Annotated in this window: 17 protein-coding genes; 12 read left to right on the forward strand and 5 right to left on the reverse strand. The window is 49.5% G+C overall.

What is annotated here, in order from left to right; all coding sequences use genetic code 11:
- Positions 1-6 precede the first annotated feature (6 nt).
- Positions 7-618: an SCO family protein gene (locus tag MUG84_RS21960; protein WP_244728952.1), complete on the forward strand. Its 612-nt coding sequence runs from the start codon at positions 7-9 to the stop codon at positions 616-618.
- A gap of 119 nt (positions 619-737) precedes the next feature.
- Here MUG84_RS21960 and MUG84_RS21965 read toward each other — a convergent pair whose 3' ends face one another.
- Both MUG84_RS21965 and MUG84_RS21970 read right to left on the reverse strand, forming a co-directional pair.
- A complete protein-coding gene (locus MUG84_RS21965) occupies positions 738-1,082 on the reverse strand; it encodes a toprim domain-containing protein (protein ID WP_244728955.1) in 345 nt (114 codons plus the stop codon).
- A 456-nt stretch (positions 1,083-1,538) separates the two neighbouring features.
- Positions 1,539-2,705, reverse strand: a complete 1,167-nt coding sequence (locus tag MUG84_RS21970; RefSeq protein ID WP_244728957.1) for an MFS transporter — start codon at positions 2,703-2,705, stop codon at positions 1,539-1,541.
- Between the two features lie 331 nt (positions 2,706-3,036).
- On the opposite strand from MUG84_RS21970, the gene MUG84_RS21975 reads away from it, so the two are divergent.
- Both MUG84_RS21975 and MUG84_RS21980 read left to right on the forward strand, forming a co-directional pair.
- A complete protein-coding gene (locus MUG84_RS21975; protein WP_244728959.1) occupies positions 3,037-3,492 on the forward strand; it encodes a hypothetical protein in 456 nt (151 codons plus the stop codon).
- 42 nt (positions 3,493-3,534) lie between these two features.
- Positions 3,535-4,695 (forward strand): transglutaminase-like domain-containing protein, encoded by a 1,161-nt coding sequence (locus MUG84_RS21980; protein ID WP_244728961.1) that lies wholly within the window; start codon positions 3,535-3,537, stop codon positions 4,693-4,695.
- Between the two features lie 66 nt (positions 4,696-4,761).
- On the opposite strand, the gene MUG84_RS21985 is transcribed toward MUG84_RS21980, so the two are convergent.
- From MUG84_RS21985 to MUG84_RS21995, 3 genes are all read right to left on the reverse strand, one after another.
- Positions 4,762-6,582: a 5'-nucleotidase C-terminal domain-containing protein gene (locus MUG84_RS21985; protein WP_244728963.1), complete on the reverse strand. Its 1,821-nt coding sequence runs from the start codon at positions 6,580-6,582 to the stop codon at positions 4,762-4,764.
- A gap of 197 nt (positions 6,583-6,779) precedes the next feature.
- Positions 6,780-7,205, reverse strand: coding sequence for an ImmA/IrrE family metallo-endopeptidase (locus tag MUG84_RS21990; protein WP_244728965.1), 426 nt, complete (start codon positions 7,203-7,205; stop codon positions 6,780-6,782).
- Positions 7,206-7,257: 52 nt separating this feature from the next.
- Positions 7,258-7,713, reverse strand: coding sequence for a helix-turn-helix domain-containing protein (locus MUG84_RS21995; RefSeq protein ID WP_425313265.1), 456 nt, complete (start codon positions 7,711-7,713; stop codon positions 7,258-7,260).
- Between the two features lie 287 nt (positions 7,714-8,000).
- Between MUG84_RS21995 and MUG84_RS22000 the strand changes: the two genes are divergently transcribed.
- From MUG84_RS22000 to MUG84_RS22040, 9 genes are all read left to right on the forward strand, one after another.
- Positions 8,001-8,480 (forward strand): ArpU family phage packaging/lysis transcriptional regulator, encoded by a 480-nt coding sequence (locus MUG84_RS22000; RefSeq protein WP_244728969.1) that lies wholly within the window; start codon positions 8,001-8,003, stop codon positions 8,478-8,480.
- Between the two features lie 95 nt (positions 8,481-8,575).
- Entirely contained in the window at positions 8,576-8,902 is a 327-nt protein-coding gene (locus tag MUG84_RS22005; RefSeq protein ID WP_244728971.1) for a YciI family protein, read from the forward strand.
- A gap of 325 nt (positions 8,903-9,227) precedes the next feature.
- Complete coding sequence (locus MUG84_RS22010; protein ID WP_244728973.1) at positions 9,228-9,392, forward strand: hypothetical protein; 165 nt, start codon at positions 9,228-9,230, stop codon at positions 9,390-9,392.
- The gene (locus MUG84_RS22015; protein ID WP_244728975.1) at positions 9,382-9,759 is read left to right on the forward strand and encodes a hypothetical protein; all 378 of its coding nucleotides are present in this window, start codon (positions 9,382-9,384) and stop codon (positions 9,757-9,759) included. Before MUG84_RS22010 ends, MUG84_RS22015 begins: the two co-directional genes overlap by 11 nt.
- A 223-nt stretch (positions 9,760-9,982) precedes the next feature.
- Positions 9,983-11,473 carry a glycerol kinase GlpK gene (gene glpK / locus MUG84_RS22020; RefSeq protein WP_244728976.1) on the forward strand — a complete coding sequence of 497 codons (1,491 nt, stop codon included), beginning with the start codon at positions 9,983-9,985 and terminating at the stop codon, positions 11,471-11,473.
- A 140-nt stretch (positions 11,474-11,613) separates the two neighbouring features.
- The gene (locus tag MUG84_RS22025; protein WP_244728978.1) at positions 11,614-13,275 is read left to right on the forward strand and encodes a glycerol-3-phosphate dehydrogenase/oxidase; all 1,662 of its coding nucleotides are present in this window, start codon (positions 11,614-11,616) and stop codon (positions 13,273-13,275) included.
- A gap of 542 nt (positions 13,276-13,817) precedes the next feature.
- The gene (locus MUG84_RS22030) at positions 13,818-14,807 is read left to right on the forward strand and encodes an ABC transporter ATP-binding protein (RefSeq protein ID WP_244728980.1); all 990 of its coding nucleotides are present in this window, start codon (positions 13,818-13,820) and stop codon (positions 14,805-14,807) included.
- On the forward strand, positions 14,804-15,793 hold the full coding sequence (locus MUG84_RS22035) for an ABC transporter ATP-binding protein (protein WP_244728982.1): 990 nt from the start codon (positions 14,804-14,806) through the stop codon (positions 15,791-15,793). Before MUG84_RS22030 ends, MUG84_RS22035 begins: the two co-directional genes overlap by 4 nt.
- A gap of 127 nt (positions 15,794-15,920) precedes the next feature.
- Positions 15,921-17,591 carry an ABC transporter substrate-binding protein gene (locus tag MUG84_RS22040; RefSeq protein ID WP_244728985.1) on the forward strand — a complete coding sequence of 557 codons (1,671 nt, stop codon included), beginning with the start codon at positions 15,921-15,923 and terminating at the stop codon, positions 17,589-17,591.
- The last annotated feature ends 14 nt before the right edge of the window (positions 17,592-17,605 follow it).

Consider the following 17,605-nt stretch of genomic DNA (forward strand, 5'->3'; position numbering starts at 1 on the left):
AACCGAATGTTGAAACGTTATAAATGGACATGGATTTTGCTAGCTGTCATTATCATTATGGCTGGCTACCTGATCTACACCAGCACAGGGTTTGGCAAATCCAAGCTGCCGGTTCTGGGACAAGTTGAGGACTTTTCCTTGGAAAATGTAGATGGCAAGACTGTAACGCTAGATGATACGAAGGGGAAAGTAAGGCTCTTTTATTTCTTTTATACAAGCTGCCCGGATGTATGTCCCGTAACGACATTCTTGCTCTCTCAGACGCAGAAGCAGCTCATTAAGGACGGTGTCTTCCCTAAAGATGTTGAATTTGTCTCTATATCTTTTGACCCGAAGGTAGACACCAAGGAAAAGATTAAAGCATTTGCAGATAAATTTTACGTGGATTATAACGGATGGTATTTCTTGAGAGGTGATGACCAGAAAATCAAAGATATCGCCGAGAAGTCGTTTAAAATCGGCATTATGGGCGATAACAAGGATAATTTTGCCCACTCCAATGTCATTGCTTTGGTTGACCGTGACAACAACGTACGCAAGCTGTATAACGCGAACGACACGGATAATGTCACCGCAGAATCGCTCGCCAAGGATGTTGAAGATCTGGCAAAAGAATAAGCTGACAGGCATTCATAAGCGCCGCTTGAATTACCACACAGGTAAATCAGCGGCGCTTTTTAAGGATAAAGAGGGGGATCTGGATAAATTGAACTAAAGAATAATTACCTGTTTAAATTTTAGTTCAAATTATCTGGATAAATGATGTATTCCTCCAGACCGGCCTTCTCGAGCTGGGCCACCAGATATTCGTCGGGTGTACCTTCGACACCGGGATAGCCGCGCCGGGTATAGATATGTTCTGCGTCGGGAAAGGCATCGCGGAGAACACCGCGAATTTTTTTGCCGGAGCTATCATTATCCATAAACAAATACACCTCTTCGTCTCCGATCTCCTTGCGAAGGGACTCCAGCTTGTTGGAGCCCAGTGTGCCGAATGTGCACAAAATGCGAATTTCCTCTTGTAGCAGCCTGCGGAGCTTACTACGGTCATTTTTCCCCTCAACGACAATAAATATAGACATGATAGTCTCACCTCGGGCACAGGAGCTGACAACACTCCTATCGAAATTCCCCGGGAAATGTTGAAAATACAATTGCAGCCCGGTTCTCCCTTAGTGTAGCTCTTTTCTTATCTGTCATGCAAAAAACAAGACGATCTGTCCTGTGGATAGGGCAGATCGTCCTTTTCAGGTCGAAATTAACTTAGCAGCACCAGAAGGCACGCAGAATAATTACCAGTAAGATGAAGAGCACCAGAACTGTTCCGATATTGCTGTGGTGGTGGCATCCACCATAGACTGGTGAAACAACTGGAGCTACATTGGCTACTGGAGCTACATGAGGACCGCAATGACTCATTCCTAATCACCCCGCTATATTTGATGTCGCTTAACACAATGTATCCTATGTGGGTGGAAGGCATATGTTTTGTGCAGTGGCCCATTTAGGTGGATTTGGGTATTTACCTACGTTAGAGGCTAGGAGGCAGGGTTTTGGTTGATATTGGGATAGAGCAGGGATCCAGGCTTTCGGCTGATCGGGATAACCATGAGTCCAACCATCAGTAGGACAAAAGCAATAAAGTAAGGCGATACGAAGGTGCGAAGCTGTCCGGCAGCAATCGGTCCGATAAAGGAGCCGATGGACATGGCGATCGATTGCAGCGAAAAGACCCTTCCCAGTCTGCTGCCTCCGCTCAGCTGAATGAACAGCGAAGCCATCGCGGGGAAAATAATCCCTTTTGCCATCCCAAGGATAAGCAATGTGGTTGTGAGCGGGATGGACTGAAGCGCGGCGAGACAGTAAAAACAAACCGCGAGCACAAAGATGCCGCCAAGAACTCTTTTGAAGGGAGAAAAGCGGTTCACAAAAAGCATACTGAGTGTGACGAGCGCGCCGATGCTCATGATGGAGAAAAGAATACCGGTCGACATGATGCCGTCCACGCCGGTAGAGCGCAAAGGCAGCTCGAAAAATAATATGCCCTGTGAGCATGAGATGATAAAAGGCAGAATATATATGCGCCAAGGCACCTGTAGTTTAGGAACAACCGCAGGATCCTTCTCCCCGGATGAGGCGGCCGATGGTTCGGACCTCTGGAGGGGGCGGGGTACACTGAAAATGGCCATGACGCCGGTGGCAATCAGCAGCCACCCTAGGCTTTGAAAGGTAGTGGAATATCCGGCTTTAGCGACGATAAACGCACCTGCGGCTGGTGATACCACCGAGGCAAGCGTATGCACAACGCCATGACCCGACATGAGTTTACCTTGGGTTACTTTGTCGGATGAGAGCGAAGCCAGCAGCGTTAGGCAGGCAGGAGAGAGGAAGGCAAGGACAAATCCGCTGATGGAACGCAGCACAAGCAGCTGCCAGGGATAATGCACCTGGGACTGGAGGAGCAGCACGATCCCGGCCGAAACGAGGCTGAAAATAATATAACGACGGCTGCCATGCCTGTCGATTACGGTTCCGGCGATCAAATTTCCCGGGAGATGCGTCAGGGCATAGATGCCCATCATCCAGCCGATAAAGACAGGTGCTGCCCCGAGGGACACTGCAAACGGAGTCAAGATAGGATACTGGGCATGAAGATCAAAAAAAGCCAGAAACAAAAACATGTAGAGCCAAATAGCGGTTTTCACGTGAGCAGCTCCTTTCTGTACGATCAATAGACAAGCAGGCTCGATCCGGGAGATGGACCTATAGCACTGTCTTTTCTTCAGCCGACTCTATTTCGGACAGAAATAACAAACGCCGGACTTGTCTTTAGCTCATTCTCTTTACATGTACGCTTGTACTTGGCGTATTAGACCCTATTTTTGGATGGAAGCGTATTTGATAGGCATGTAGCCGAAGGCGGAGGCAGGAGAAGGCTGACAGGCTATAAGGGAATCATGTATAATCTAAAATGGCAGACCGCTAGATTACTAGAGGGTCTGATAACAAGCTTCGGCTGATGGGAGTGATAGGTGAATGAATACGCAGGTTTGGTCCGATTTTATACAGCAAAACTGGCTGATAATCGTTATTGCTCTCATTGTGCTGTTTGTGGTCCTAAATCTAGTAAAGACAATGGTGAAATGGGTACTCGTCATCATCATCGTTGTGGCCGTGTTGGTGTACAGCGGAGTTTCACTTGACAAAATCAAGAACGTAGTGAATGATGTCACGACTGAAACCGTGGATACCGTAAAGACTGAAGCGACAAACGTCATGATGAAGGAAGCAAAAGAAGCAAAATATACATCGGATGCGGCCGGGAACTTTACGATTACATCGCCGAATTTGGAGATGAAAGGCCAAAAGGGCAATGACAAGGTGGAGGTATCACTACGGGGCGTATCGCTCGGGCAGTGGAAAATCAACGACACCGTCAAGTCATTTATCTCGGAAGCCAAGAATAACTCGAATGTTTCACCGGGGAAATAAAGCAGGCTTTTTCCATGCCGTCTCATGGAGGGAGGTCATCTTATGTTGCAATCATGGATGAAGAGTCTGCAGGAATTCAACATCGTTTCTATTTTTTTGCTGCTGATTATGCTCGTCTCGCTGCTTCAAGGCTGGGGTAGGGGAGCATCGCGTTCGGCTGGAAGACTTCTCTCCCTGCTGCGGGAGGGAGTTTTTATTTTAGTAGCGCTGGTGCTGTCGGTGCCTTTTACCCAATGGATGTCACCCAAAGTACAGGAATGGTTGACACATTACAGCAGCACGCTTCCAAACCGGGACTTAAGCCAATGGGAACAGATTTATTATACGTTTATCAGGTCAATGGCTGAATCTCCTCTGCTGCGGTTCGCTGTGTTGTTCATACTCAGCTACAGTATCATCCGCCTGCTGCTGCGGTGGCTTACAGTGCTTATCTTCGGAGGAAGAGGTGCGCTGTTTGTGCCGGGCAGCAGGCAGTCCTCATCGATTTTCAGCCGGTTCTTCGGAGCATTGATCGGCCTTCTGATCGGTGCAGGGCGCTGCATTGTTGTTGTTGCACTGCTGTTTGTATTCGTGTCGCTGTATCCGAATTCATCCTTCACGCAGTACGTGGAAGCTTCGCCGATTTATCAGGAAGGAGCGAAGCGGGTTATCGAGCCGCTCACCGGACATCTGGTGAAGGATAAGCTGCCGGTGTTCACGAAGGCCGTGGAAAAAGAGCTCAGCGGCATTATGCAGCGCAAATATGAGGTCATCGATCATGCGATTCCGGATGATATTGAAGCGGCAGCTGCCGAAATCGTCAAAGGAGCCACAACGGATGAGGAAAAGGCACGGCGCTTGTACGACTGGGTAGGCACCAGGGTGCAATACGACTACGGCAAGGTTGACGATTACGAACAAAAGGGCATCTGGCACGAGCAGAGTCCTCAGAATACGTTCGACACGAGAAAAGGGGTCTGTATCGACTATGCCCGCCTGTACGCAGTAATGGCCCGTTCGCAAGGACTTCAGGTCCGTGTCGTTACCGGTCAAGGATACAACGGTCAGGGTGGATATGGTCCGCATGCTTGGAACGAAGTATACCTGAGCGAGCAGAACAAATGGGTACCGCTAGATCCGACGTGGGCTCAGAGCGGGGACTGGTTCAACCCGCCGAATTTTGCGGCGACGCATATCAAGGACGAAGTTCTTTCGCAAACTTAATCATTAAATACAGAAAAGGAGCTGTACCGTACGCCTGTAGATGGCGTGCTTGGTACAGCTCCTTTTTTATGCCGGCAGTTTAATGATTTGCCCCGGATAGATCAGGTTGGGATTTTTGATATGATTCAGGTTCTGCAGCACTCTCCAGGTTGTTCCGTATTTCAGGGAAATGGAGTAGAGCGAATCACCTTTCTTCACGACATACACATTTGCTGCTGGAACCGGAGCCGGTTTGGTCGGTTCTGGCTGAGGCTTTACTACAGGTGCAGTCGGTTTCTCGGGCTGCGGAGCCGGTGTTTCCGGTTTGGCAGGCTCAGGTTCAGGCTGTTGAGCTGGAGCTGCACCTTCGGTGAAGCGTCCCTGAGGCTCAGTCGGTACTTTGCCGCCTTTATGAATGTAAGAGATCAGCGCTTCATCTAGCGCGCCGTACATGCCGGCTTGAGGATATTTGCTGAACATGGTGTATTGGTCGCCGCCAATCGACATAAAGTCGTTGGTCGCCAGCGTATACGTCGCTTTCAAATCAATCGCTTTGCCGTCAACCGTTACGGAATGCACGCGGCTGCCTTTGGGCTTGGATTTGTCAATTTTGAAGCTGACTCCGGATACCTGAGGGAATCCGCCTTTGGATTCCGGATAGTCGGATACACCATTTTCGAGAGCGGCAACGATGTCTTCACCGGTCACTTTCAGCTGCACGATCTGGTTGCCGAAAGGTAACACGGTTACGATATCCCCTTTGGTGATGGTACCGGCCTCGATGGAAGCGCGGATACCACCGCCATTGGTTATAGCGATATCTGATTTGCTCACATCACGCATGGCATCGGCCAGGAGATCACCGAGATTGGTTTCGCTGGTACGGATTTTTTCACGAGAGCCTTCGAGCTTCACCGGCGTTTCGCCGACCTTTTCCTTCAGAATCGGCTCTTGTTCCTTTTGGATGGAAGCGACGAGAGAGGCTACTTTTTCATCCGGCTTGATGTCAGCAGCCTGGTTCTCATCGACCAGCTTCGCTTCTTTCTTCACGACTTTGCCGCCGTCGACCCACAGATCTACAACGCCCACATATTTGGTGTATTCACCGGCGCTGGCAATCAACGTATTGTTGTCGGCATTCAGTCCGTGTTCCAGTACGGTGTGGCTGTGTCCATCGATGAACACGTCGATGCCGGGCACTTCTTTAACGAGCTTCAGGCTGGTGTCGATGCTGGACTTGTCTTCGCCCAAATGTCCGACGGCAACGATGACGTCCGTTTTAGGATTGAGCTCATCCACGATTTTTTTGGCTTCAACGGCCGGATCGGTGAATTTGATTCCCTCTACGTTTTTCGGACTGGTTTTATAGGACGTTTCCGGCGTGCTGAAGCCGATAATTCCGATTCTGACACCATCGATTTCTTTAATGATATAAGGTTTAAATAGATCAGAGCCGTCAGATTTTTTGACATTGGAGCTGAGCATTGGGAATTTTAGCATTTGGGAGAGCTCGACCAAACGGTTCCAGCCGTAGTTGAATTCATGGTTACCAGGAACCATGGCATCATAGCCCACTTCATTCATGACCTTCACAACGCTTTCGCCGCGAACCAGCGTGGCAAACGGCGTACCGTGGACGGCATCACCCGCATCAAGCGTAAGCGTGTTCGGATTTTGACTGCGGTATTGATCGAAAATCCCTTTGACTTTGGCAAATCCCATTTCCGGAGAAGAAGCGACTGCACGTGCATGCATGTCATTCGTGTGGAGGATGGTGATATGCTTGCCACTTGGAGCAGCTGCAGCAGTGCCATCCGGAGTTCCATCTGCCGCCGCAGCTGTTCCGATCGAGCCTACAAGCAGGCCGGTACTGAGCAGAAGAGAAGTAAGCCATTTACTTTTGAACATGTAGCTTCATGACCTCCCTTAGTAAATAGATAAATTTTTTGTTCAACGCCATAATTAGTGTTTGACAAGAAGCGATAGTCCGTAAATCACAGCAGTTAACTCGCGTAATATCAATAACTAATTTTAGTATTGAGTCAAAATTTTTCCTACTCTTTTATTCTAATAGACGATCAGGGAGGTGTAATAAGACCAAAGAATCAATTATGGTCCCGGACGCGGGAAAAAAGCTGCATTTCCGGCGGAATGCCATTGCGTAGGCAGTAATCCTGTATAGTTTCCTCCTGTTCCATCGTTGTACCCGCAGTCAGCAGGAGGATGGCGAACCGGTTGGCCTGCAGTTCAAATTTTCCCGGAGCGAAATAAGAGTGCTCCTCCAGAAAAAAGCGGCTAATGCCTTTATGCAGCCGGTCATGGCCGAGTTCATGCGCACATACGAATCTCTGCCATTCGGGAGAAAGCTGATTGTGTATGACGATAAAACGTCTGCGCAGCTTACGGTAATACAGCCCTTTAGTCGATTTTCCAAGATCGGTATAACGGATATGTATGCCAAGCTCATGCGCAAGCTCGAAAGGGCAGCTGGTTTTATACTTGCGGATTAACTTTCGAATGATCTCATCCACAGTCTTCACCTGCTTTGTTGGTTGTAGTCGAAAGTTGCTGTCGTGGTGTAAGTTATTTCCCATCCGGAGTTCCGTTATTGTTTTTCTTCCTTTTGTTCATTTGTTTGGCCTCCCAGAACAGTCCGGTCAACACGTCTTTGATCCGCTGCTTGTCCTCCTGGTCCAAAGGAATCCCATCAAACATCAGCTCGCCGTCCTCTTCCAGCATCTTTTTGAAGTCCCGCTTATCTTTCGAGGTAGCCCATTCTGGCGATTGTTCCGCTACACTCTCGTTCAGGTCGTCAGCCCCTTCCAAATAACCAGCCGCAATCATCAGATCTCCATAAGAAGTGTTTAACGCCTCGGCAAGTTTACGGATAGTGGTGGCTTTGGGCACTCCGCGCACACCATTTTCCATTCTGGATATTTGCGAGTTGCTGATTCCGGCCGCATCGGCCAGCTGATTAATAGTCAATCCTTTTTGCTCCCGCAGCTGCTTCAGCAGGTTCCCAAATTCGTTTTCCACAATGTGTCCACTCCTTTAATAAGCACGGGATTTTCGCCAAATCCTTAGGGCAGATCCCGGTTCTATACTGTTCAATATACGCTTTTGTTGCCAAAAGGTAAAGAAAAGACGTGAAATCTATACCAAAAGGTATAAATGATTGGGGAATCTCGTCTTTATCTTCTGAAAAGGTTCGATTTTGCCGTTTTACGATATGTACCAAAAAGTGGTATGTTAACATCATTATACGAACAAAAATGCGAACACGCCAGAAATAATTAAAAATTTTTTATATGAAGGAGTGCATACCCATGGAACAAGGATTACCGGAGCTGGATCGTCGCAAAACACAAACCGCCGTTGAGGCTTTGCTTGAAAAATACCGTATCTATAAAACCATCATCTTTGAAGAGAGAGAGGCAAGTATAACCGCTTCTTACACCGAACGTTTTCATGGTCCAACGAATGTAACTTCCGACCAGACCGCCAAAATTGCTGTCCACAATGTGGACGTGCCTGCTGCCCGGAGAGCCTACTGCGAAATGATCGAATCGATCGTAGAGCGGTTAGGCGAACGGGAGCAGTTGATCATCCGCGAACGATACATGAAGCAGGACGATGTGTTCGATTACAAAATCTACAATTATATTCTGGATCCGCCGGTGAGCAAGGATACGTATACCAAAATCCGGACCAAAGCGTTCTATAAAATGGCGCTGGCGTTCGCAGACCGCGGGCTGCTAAAGCTGGGTGAGCTTCAGAAACAAGGAGTGAGGTGCGATGGGGCATGAAGTTCGGAGCGTATTTGAAAGTAATTTTTGAGACAATCTACATTCAGTGCTGTGACCTAAAATACAAATACAAACTGATGGAGGATGATTTCACAATGTCGGACAACATTTCAAGCAGTAATCTGGAGAAAATACATTTCATATTAAAGTCAACGCCACCGAGAACAACCTTTTCTCAAGACATGACCGATGAAGAACGGAACATCATGTTACAACATATTGCCTATTGGACCGAAAAGCAGAAACAAGGGATTGCTCTGGTTTTCGGACCTGTTCTAAATCCGACAGCCCCACATGGAATCGCAATCATTGAAGTTGAGAATGAAGATCAAGTCCCAAAACTCATCGCTGAGGACCCCGCCGTTATTGCAAGCGTGATGACAACAGAATTTTATCCGATGAAAGCAACGTTGCCCCAATAGCACCTTGAAAAAAATAAGAACATACATTCGTACTATTTTCATCCGCAAATGCTCTTGAATCCGTCCGATTCACCATCAGCGCATCCGATTCAGGGGTGTAAGATTATATCATCGGAAATGGAAACAAGAGGACAAACCGAAGACACAAACAGTCAAATGCGAGCCGGCCATCGAGCCGGTTTTTCTTATGCGGTGAATTGTCCCTCAGTCCCGTTTCCGGTGCAAATCATGAGAGAAAGGAGGAGCCGAAATTGCGCAAGCAAACAGACGCTTGGAATGCCGGAGTCGGGCTAAGGCTTAAGGGAAAAAAGATTCGGCTGTCCGCATGATGAGAGTGGCGGTCAAGCAAGCGATCATGGATATCGTTTCCGCGCTGAAAGACCGGCTGTATGATGTGCAGCCTCCGGCAGGGGTCGTAGAGCCCTATGGCGTGATCGCTCCTCGGGGGCTTTTTTATTACCATGCCAAAGGAGGATTTAATGATGAGTGAAGGAGTGAATGCAAAATCCAAAGAAAATTCAAAGCTGCTTGTGGATATCCAGATCCAACTTGCGTGTATTGAAAAAACAATTGAAGTGATTCCTACGCTTGCCGCGGCTGTCGAGACACTTAGGGAGATCGCACGTAATGCAGATCAATACGCTAAATCAGCGCATCAGAGGCTGGATCAGCTTCAGATAGCCAAAGAGATTGCTGATGAAGCGTTAAGAACGGCACAGTCAGCGATTGCTGCACAAAACACTCAAAAGGAAGACCAGAAGTGGTTTAAGAGAACATTTTATGGATCGATTATCACAGCCGTGGCAAGCGGAGTCGTAGCCACCTTATGGGCGGCATTTAAATTTTCGGGATATTAATGCTTTCATGTCACAGGGTACGGGGGCAAGGATCACAAACGACAGCAGGATGAAAATGCCCCCGCCTGACCAATTCACTGGAATTATTTAAAATTTCTTCTTCAAATATAATAAAATTTGGAATAGCATAAGAAGTAAACAGAAACATCTGACATTTATTTACTTGATATAATTAATAGAGGGTTTACAAATATCGTCTATTCTTATTACACGGGGGAGAGCTATGGAAAAATACATATTGTCTTTAGACCAGGGAACGACGAGTTCGCGCGCGATTTTATTCAATAAAGGCGGGGAAATCGTCCATACCGCGCAAAAAGAGATCACGCAATATTTTCCGCAGCCGGGCTGGGTGGAGCATAACGCCAACGAAATTTGGGGATCGATTCTATCGGTCATCGCTTCGGTTCTTTCCGAATCGGGCGTGAAGGCGGAGCAGATCGAAGGCATCGGCATCACCAACCAGCGGGAAACCACCGTTGTGTGGGATAAGGAAACCGAAGAGCCGGTGTACCATGCGGTAGTATGGCAGTCGCGGCAGACGAGCGGGATTTGCGAGGAATTGAAGTCCAAGGGTTACAACGATATCGTACGTGAAAAAACAGGCCTCCTCATCGATCCTTATTTTTCGGGAACCAAGGTGAAGTGGATTCTCGACCATGTGGAGGGCGCAAGGGAAAAAGCTGAGCAGGGCCAACTTCTATTCGGCACGATCGACTCCTGGCTGATCTGGAAATTCACCGGGGCCAAGCGGCATGTTACGGACTACTCCAATGCATCCCGCACGCTGATGTACAACATTCACGAATTAAAATGGGACGAGGAGCTGCTCACGATTCTTGGCGTGCCTGCTTCCATGCTGCCTGAGGTGCGCCCATCCTCTGAGATTTATGGTCACACGGCAAAACATCACTTTTTCGGGCAGGAAATCCCGATTGCCGGGGCGGCGGGAGACCAGCAGGCGGCTTTGTTCGGTCAGGCCTGCTTTGACGAGGGAATGGCGAAGAATACCTATGGTACCGGCTGTTTTATGCTGAAAAATACCGGCGAAACTGCGGTCCATTCCGAGCATGGCCTGCTGACCACGATCGCGTGGGGCATTAACGGCCGTGTGGAGTATGCGCTGGAGGGCAGTATTTTCGTGGCAGGATCAGCGGTGCAGTGGCTCCGGGACGGTCTCCGCATGCTCAAGGATTCGAAGGAAAGCGAGGATTACGCGGCTCGGGTCAGCAGTACGGAAGGGGTCTATGTGGTACCCGCATTTGTGGGTCTGGGCACTCCATACTGGGACAGCGATGTGCGCGGAGCGGTGTTTGGTCTTACCCGCGGCACGTCGAAGGAGCATTTTATCCGGGCGGTGCTGGAGTCGCTGGCGTACCAGACACGGGATGTTATTTCCGCAATGGAGGGCGATTCCGGCATTGAGCTGAGAACGCTGCGTGTGGACGGCGGCGCCGTGCATAACAACTTCCTGATGCAGTTCCAGAGCGATATTTTGGGGGTACCGGTGGAACGGCCGGTCGTGAACGAAACTACCGCGCTCGGTGCAGCATATTTGGCGGGACTCGCGGTTGGCTACTGGAAGAGCCAGGAGGAAATCTCGGAGCTGTGGGCGAAGCAGCATGAATTTGAACCGACGATGAGCGAAGAGGTTCGTGAAGCACTGTACGGAGGATGGAAAAAAGCGGTGAATGCCGCCATGGCATTCAAGTGAGCATCGTGCGGTCCCTGCTACAATAATCCATAAAAATAGCTTGAAATGAACGCGAGTTCAATCCAAATTTACCCTTACATGAAGTTAGAGATTAAGTACGCATTATTATGGTCTTTTGCATGCAGAGGAGATGGACAGTCATGACATTCACGAACACGGAACGGGAACAGATTATGAATACGCTAAGAGGGGAAACGTTTGATGTCCTGGTCATTGGCGGCGGCATTACAGGGGCTGGCATCGCCCTCGACGCGGCAACCCGTGGGATGAAAACGGCTCTCGTGGAGATGCAGGATTTTGCAGCAGGCACTTCCAGCCGATCGACCAAGCTGGTTCATGGCGGGCTCCGCTATCTAAAGCAATTCGAGGTCGGTATGGTGGCTGAAGTCGGTAAAGAAAGAGCGATTGTGTATGAAAATGGCCCACATGTGACTACGCCCGAATGGATGCTGCTGCCAATGCATAAGGGCGGTACGTTCGGGAAATTCAGCACCTCGATCGGACTCCGTGTCTATGATTTTCTGGCTGGTGTAAAAAAGGGCGAGCGGCGCTCCATGCTGTCTGTTGGGCAGACGCTCGACAAGGAGCCGCTGATCAAGAAAGACGGTCTTAAGGGCGGGGGATACTATGTCGAATACCGTACAGATGATGCGCGCCTGACGATTGAAGTAATGAAGGCAGCGGTAGAGCATGGAGCTACGGCCTTGAACTACTCCAAGGTGGAAAGCCTCATCTACGATGACAAGAAGCAGGTGAAAGGTGCCGTCGTCCGAGATCTCCTGACAGGGGATTCTTACAAAATCAAGGCTGCCAAGGTAGTCAATTCTACCGGTCCATGGGTTGGCCAAATTCGGGAAATGGACGCGTCTAACAAAGGCAAAACGCTCAGGCTGACCAAGGGTGTCCATCTCGTCATTGACCAGTCCAGATTTCCGCTGCGGCAGGCGGTTTATTTTGATACGCCGGATAAAAGAATGGTGTTCGCGATTCCGCGTGACGGCAAAACCTATGTGGGCACTACGGACACATTTTATGAAGAGGATCCGGTGCATCCACAAATGACGGCAAGTGACCGGAGTTATATCGTCAAGGCCATTAATTTCATGTTTCCGGAAGTGAAAATGACTGAGCAGGATATCGAATCCAGCTGGGCCGGTGTCCGTCCACTCATTTATGAGGAGGGAAAGGACCCGTCCGAGATTTCCCGGAAGGATGAGATTTGGGAGTCGGACAGTGGACTGTTGACCATCGCAGGCGGCAAGCTGACCGGGTACCGTAAAATGGCGGAAACCATTGTCGACGTGCTGGCCCATAAACTGGGTGAAACGCAGCATCGTACTTTCAAACCTTGCCAAACCAAGCATCTTCCGATCTCCGGAGGAGACATGGGCGGCTCCAAGTCGTTTGATGCATTTGTGCAAAAAACAGCCCCGGCAGGTGTACAGGCTGGCCTCTCCCAGGAGGAAGCGGTTCGGATCGCACGGATGTATGGAACGAATACGCCGAAGGTGTACCAGCGAATAGCGGCAGGTAAGGACAAAGCGAACTCTTTCGGAATGCCGCTGATGGTATACGGACAGCTCGCTTACGCATTGGATGAAGAAATGGTGGCCTCTCCGGTAGATTTCTTAACCCGCCGTACCGGCGCGACCTTGTTCAACATCGACCTGGCAAGAAAAATGAAGGAGCCTGTCATTCAGATGATGGCATCCTATTTGGGATGGACTGCGCAAGCTCAAACGCATTACATGAGCGAAATGGAAAAGGCGCTGGCAGATGCGGTGATTCCAATACCTGATTAATTTATAGCTGCAACCTTCTGTGAAATAAAGCGAAAACGATCGAAAAATGCAAAATGAAGACCTGAAGTAGGCGCTTTGTTTTGCATTTTTGTTTTACTTTGTTCTAAATTGTATAAATATGTAGGAAATTGTTTTGATATGATTCTGACGTGCTGTAAAATATTTCTTGAATCTACCTATTTCTTATAGTAAAGTTTTGTAATAAATATCCACTTCGCATGCAGACAGAAGTTATTTCTACTCCTACGACTTCATCACACCATCATGCATAAACATTCGCAGTTTAATTCCGGCAAAATACCATCTTAACTTTTGACTCGAATTTCAGATGATCTGACGGGCTATATTCCAAGCTGTTTTCTCGAAATAATTGGCTGTATATTTAACCGAAACCTTTTACATCACCCGTATGAAAAGAACCTGTCCAGAAGGCTGCGTAAAAAACCGAAAGGCGTTTTTGCGGGCTCATTTTTTGCACCCATTTGACCCTCGTTCAATTGTTTGATCCAAGGAACCCATTACAAGCACAAAGGAGTTTTTGCATGGGCAAGCCAATACTCGAGATCAAGGATCTAAGAACGCATTTCTTCACAGACCGCGGGGAGATTCCGGCAGTTGACGGTGTCGATCTGTATTTGAATCCGGGTGAAGTGCTTGGCGTTGTTGGTGAATCCGGCTGCGGCAAAAGCGTCACCTCACTGTCGGTGCTGAGGCTGGTGCCAAGTCCGCCAGGGAAAATTGTTAGCGGATCGATCTTGTTCAAAGGCAAGGATATCGTCCCGCTCAGAGAATGGGAGATGCGCAAAATCCGCGGCAACTCGATTTCAATGATTTTTCAGGAGCCTATGACCTCGCTTAATCCGCTATTTACGGTGGGGCAACAGATTACGGAAACGGTGCGGCTGCATCGAGGCGTCAGCAGGAAAGAAGCGCGCTCCATCACGCTCGATATGTTGAAGAAGGTAGGCATCGCCAGAGCGGAGTCCATTATTGATGAATACCCGCATCAGCTGTCCGGCGGAATGAGGCAGCGGGTCATGATTGCGATGTCGATCGCCTGCAGTCCCGAGGTGCTGATCGCCGATGAGCCAACGACCGCGCTTGACGTCACCATTCAGGCACAGATTTTGGAGTTAATCCGGCGGCTGAACGAAGAGCGGGGGATGGCGGTCATGATGATTACGCATGATCTTGGCGTGGTTGCGGAAATGTGCCACCGGGTCGCGGTCATGTATGCCGGCAAAGTTGTGGAGGAAGGAAGCGTACATGATATTTTTAAAAATCCGCTTCATCCCTATACGCAAGGTCTAATTCAATCGGTTCCTCGCATGAACGAGACGAGGGAGCGCTTGTATTCCATTCCAGGCAATGTCCCGATTCTCAGCAAAAATATGCAGGGCTGCCGTTTTGCTGCACGCTGTCCACATATGATGCAAAGATGCTTGGAAGCGCTGCCAAACTTGAAAGAACAGGAAGCTGGGCACAGCAGCAGATGCTGGCTGCATGAAACCCCACAGGAGGATGCCGTATGAGTGAGACACTGCTTGAGGTTCAGCATCTGAAGAAGTATTTTCCGATCCGTAAAGGGCTATGGAACAAGACGCGAGGCTATGTCAAAGCGGTCGATGATATTTCATTTTCCGTGCGCCGGGGCGAAACGTTCGGTCTGGTAGGAGAATCAGGCTGCGGCAAATCCACGACGGGACGCTCCATTTTGCGTTTAATCGAACCGAGCGAAGGCAAAGTGATTTTTGAAGGCCGGGAAATTACCGGACTGCCCGATGAGGCCATGCGTAAGCAGCGGCGGGATATGCAGATTGTATTTCAGGACCCTTTCTCCTCACTGGACCCGCGCCACAGCGTACAGCGCATTTTGGAAGAGCCGCTGATCGTGCACGGAATCAAGAGCCGTAAAGAGCGGCAGCAGCGGATCGAGAAGCTGATCGACGTCGTGGGCCTGACCCGGACGCATTTGCATCGATATCCTCATCAATTTTCAGGGGGACAGCGGCAGCGGATCGGTATCGCCAGGGCGCTCACCCTGCAGCCCAAGTTGATCGTAGCGGATGAGCCGGTGTCGGCGCTGGACGTGTCCATCCAGTCCCAGGTTATTAACCTGCTGCAGGATCTGCAGAATGAATTCAGGCTGACTTATATTTTTATCGCCCACGACCTTAGCGTGGTGAAGCATATATGCGACCGCGTCGCGGTCATGTACCTCGGGCGGATCGTCGAAATTGCGAACAAGCATCAGCTGTACGATATGCCGCAGCATCCTTACACCCAGGCGCTTCTTTCTGCCGTACCGGAGCCTGATCCGGATTTGAAGCGGCAGCGGATTATTTTGCAGGGGGAAGTGCCGAGTCCAGCTAATGCGCCTGTGGGCTGTGCTTTTCATACAAGATGTCCGAAGGCCATGCAGGTCTGCACCGAGGTTCGCCCTCAGCTGCTGGATACCGGAGGCGGTCATATGACGGCCTGTCATCTATATACTCCCGCGTCATCCGGTATGGAGTAGATGTTCACTTTGGTTTAATGCGGCTTAGCTGCTGCTTGAGGCTTTGTGTATACAGGGTTCGGCCGAACCCATGCAAAGTACCGCATATAAACATTTATCCGCTCAAGAAAAGAAAGGGGAAAAAACGATGAAAAGATGGACAAGCGTGTTCCTGGCACTGACGATGGTACTGGTATTTGCGCTTACGGGCTGCGGCAGCAAGAACGACAATCAGCAGGCATCCGAGACGCCGAAGACAACCGACAACAGCAACGAAAAGAAAGAAGATCCGAAGCCGGAGGAGAAAAAGACACAGGATACACTCGTATTTGGACGCGGCGGGGATTCGGTAGCACTCGACCCGTCCATCGTTACGGATGGCGAGTCGCTGAAAATCGGACACCAGGTGTTCGATTCGCTGCTGGAATACAAAGAAGGTGAAACCGAGGTTCAACCGGCACTGGCCGAGAGTTGGGAAGTATCTCCGGACGGGATGAAGTATACGTTGAAGTTGCGCCAAGGCGTGAAATTCCATGATGGCACGGATTTTAACGCGGATGCCGTCGTATTCAACTTCAAACGCTGGAGTGATCCGAAGAGCGAATTCAAATTCGAAGGTGATTCCTTCGACTATTACGATTCCATGTTCGGTCCGGACGGCTCCCGCGTCATTAAGGACGTGAAAGCGGTAGACGCCAATACGGTAGAGTTTACGCTGAGCCAGCCGCAGGCGCCATTCCTGCAAAATATCGCTATGACCTGCTTTGGCATCGCCAGTCCGGCCGCGATCAAGGAGAAGAAAGAGAACTTCAAGAATGAACCGGTTGGCACAGGTCCATTCGTATTCAAAGAGTGGAAACGCAATGATTCCATTACGCTGGAAAAGAATCCGAACTACTGGAAGCAAGGTCTTCCGAAGCTGAATAAGGTCATCGTACGTTCCATTCCGGACAACTCCGCACGCTTCAATGCGCTGCAAAACGGGGAAATTGATATTATGGAGGATTTGAATCCGGATGATCTGTCGGTACTCGAAAGCAAAAGCGATCTGCAAAAAATCAACCGTCCAGCCTTTAACGTCGCGTACCTTGGCTTCAACCTGAAGAAAAAACCGTTTGATAATGTAAAGGTCAGAGAAGCACTGAGCCACGCGGTCAACAAACAGGGCATTATCGATGCATTCTTTGCAGGCCAGGCCGTACCGGCCGTCAACCCGATGCCTCCAACGCTGTGGGGTTATAACGACAGCATTCAGGATTACGATTATAACCTGGACACCGCCAAGAAGCTGCTGGCCGAAGCGGGTTATCCGAACGGACTACCAGAGCCGGTTACGTTCTATGCGATGCCGGTATCCCGTCCGTACATGCCGGATGGCAAGAAGGTGGCGGAAGCGATCCAGGCCGATTTTGAGAAAATCGGCGTGAAAGTCAATATCCAATCTCCGGAGTGGGCAACGTATCTGGACGATACGAAAGCTGGCGCCAAGGACGATATTTACATGCTGGGTTGGACGGGCGACAACGGCGATCCGGACAACTTTATCTATACCCTGCTCGACAAGGATTCCATTCCAGGCAACAACCGCAGCTTCTATGTGAACGAAGACCTTCACAAGATCCTAATCGAAGCCCAGAAGGAAGTCAGTCAGGACAAGCGCGTCGAGCTGTACAAAAATGCACAGGAAATCATCAAAAAAGACATTCCATGGATTCCGCTCGTGCATACAACGCCAATTCTGGCTGCCAAGGCCAATCTGAAAGGATACGTACCGTCTCCGACCGGAACTGAAGCCTATAGCAACATCTACTTTGAATAATCGGCAGGTGATTT

The organism is Paenibacillus mangrovi (assembly GCF_022898935.1).
In the GTDB taxonomy this organism is placed as follows: domain Bacteria; phylum Bacillota; class Bacilli; order Paenibacillales; family Paenibacillaceae; genus Paenibacillus_AQ; species Paenibacillus_AQ mangrovi.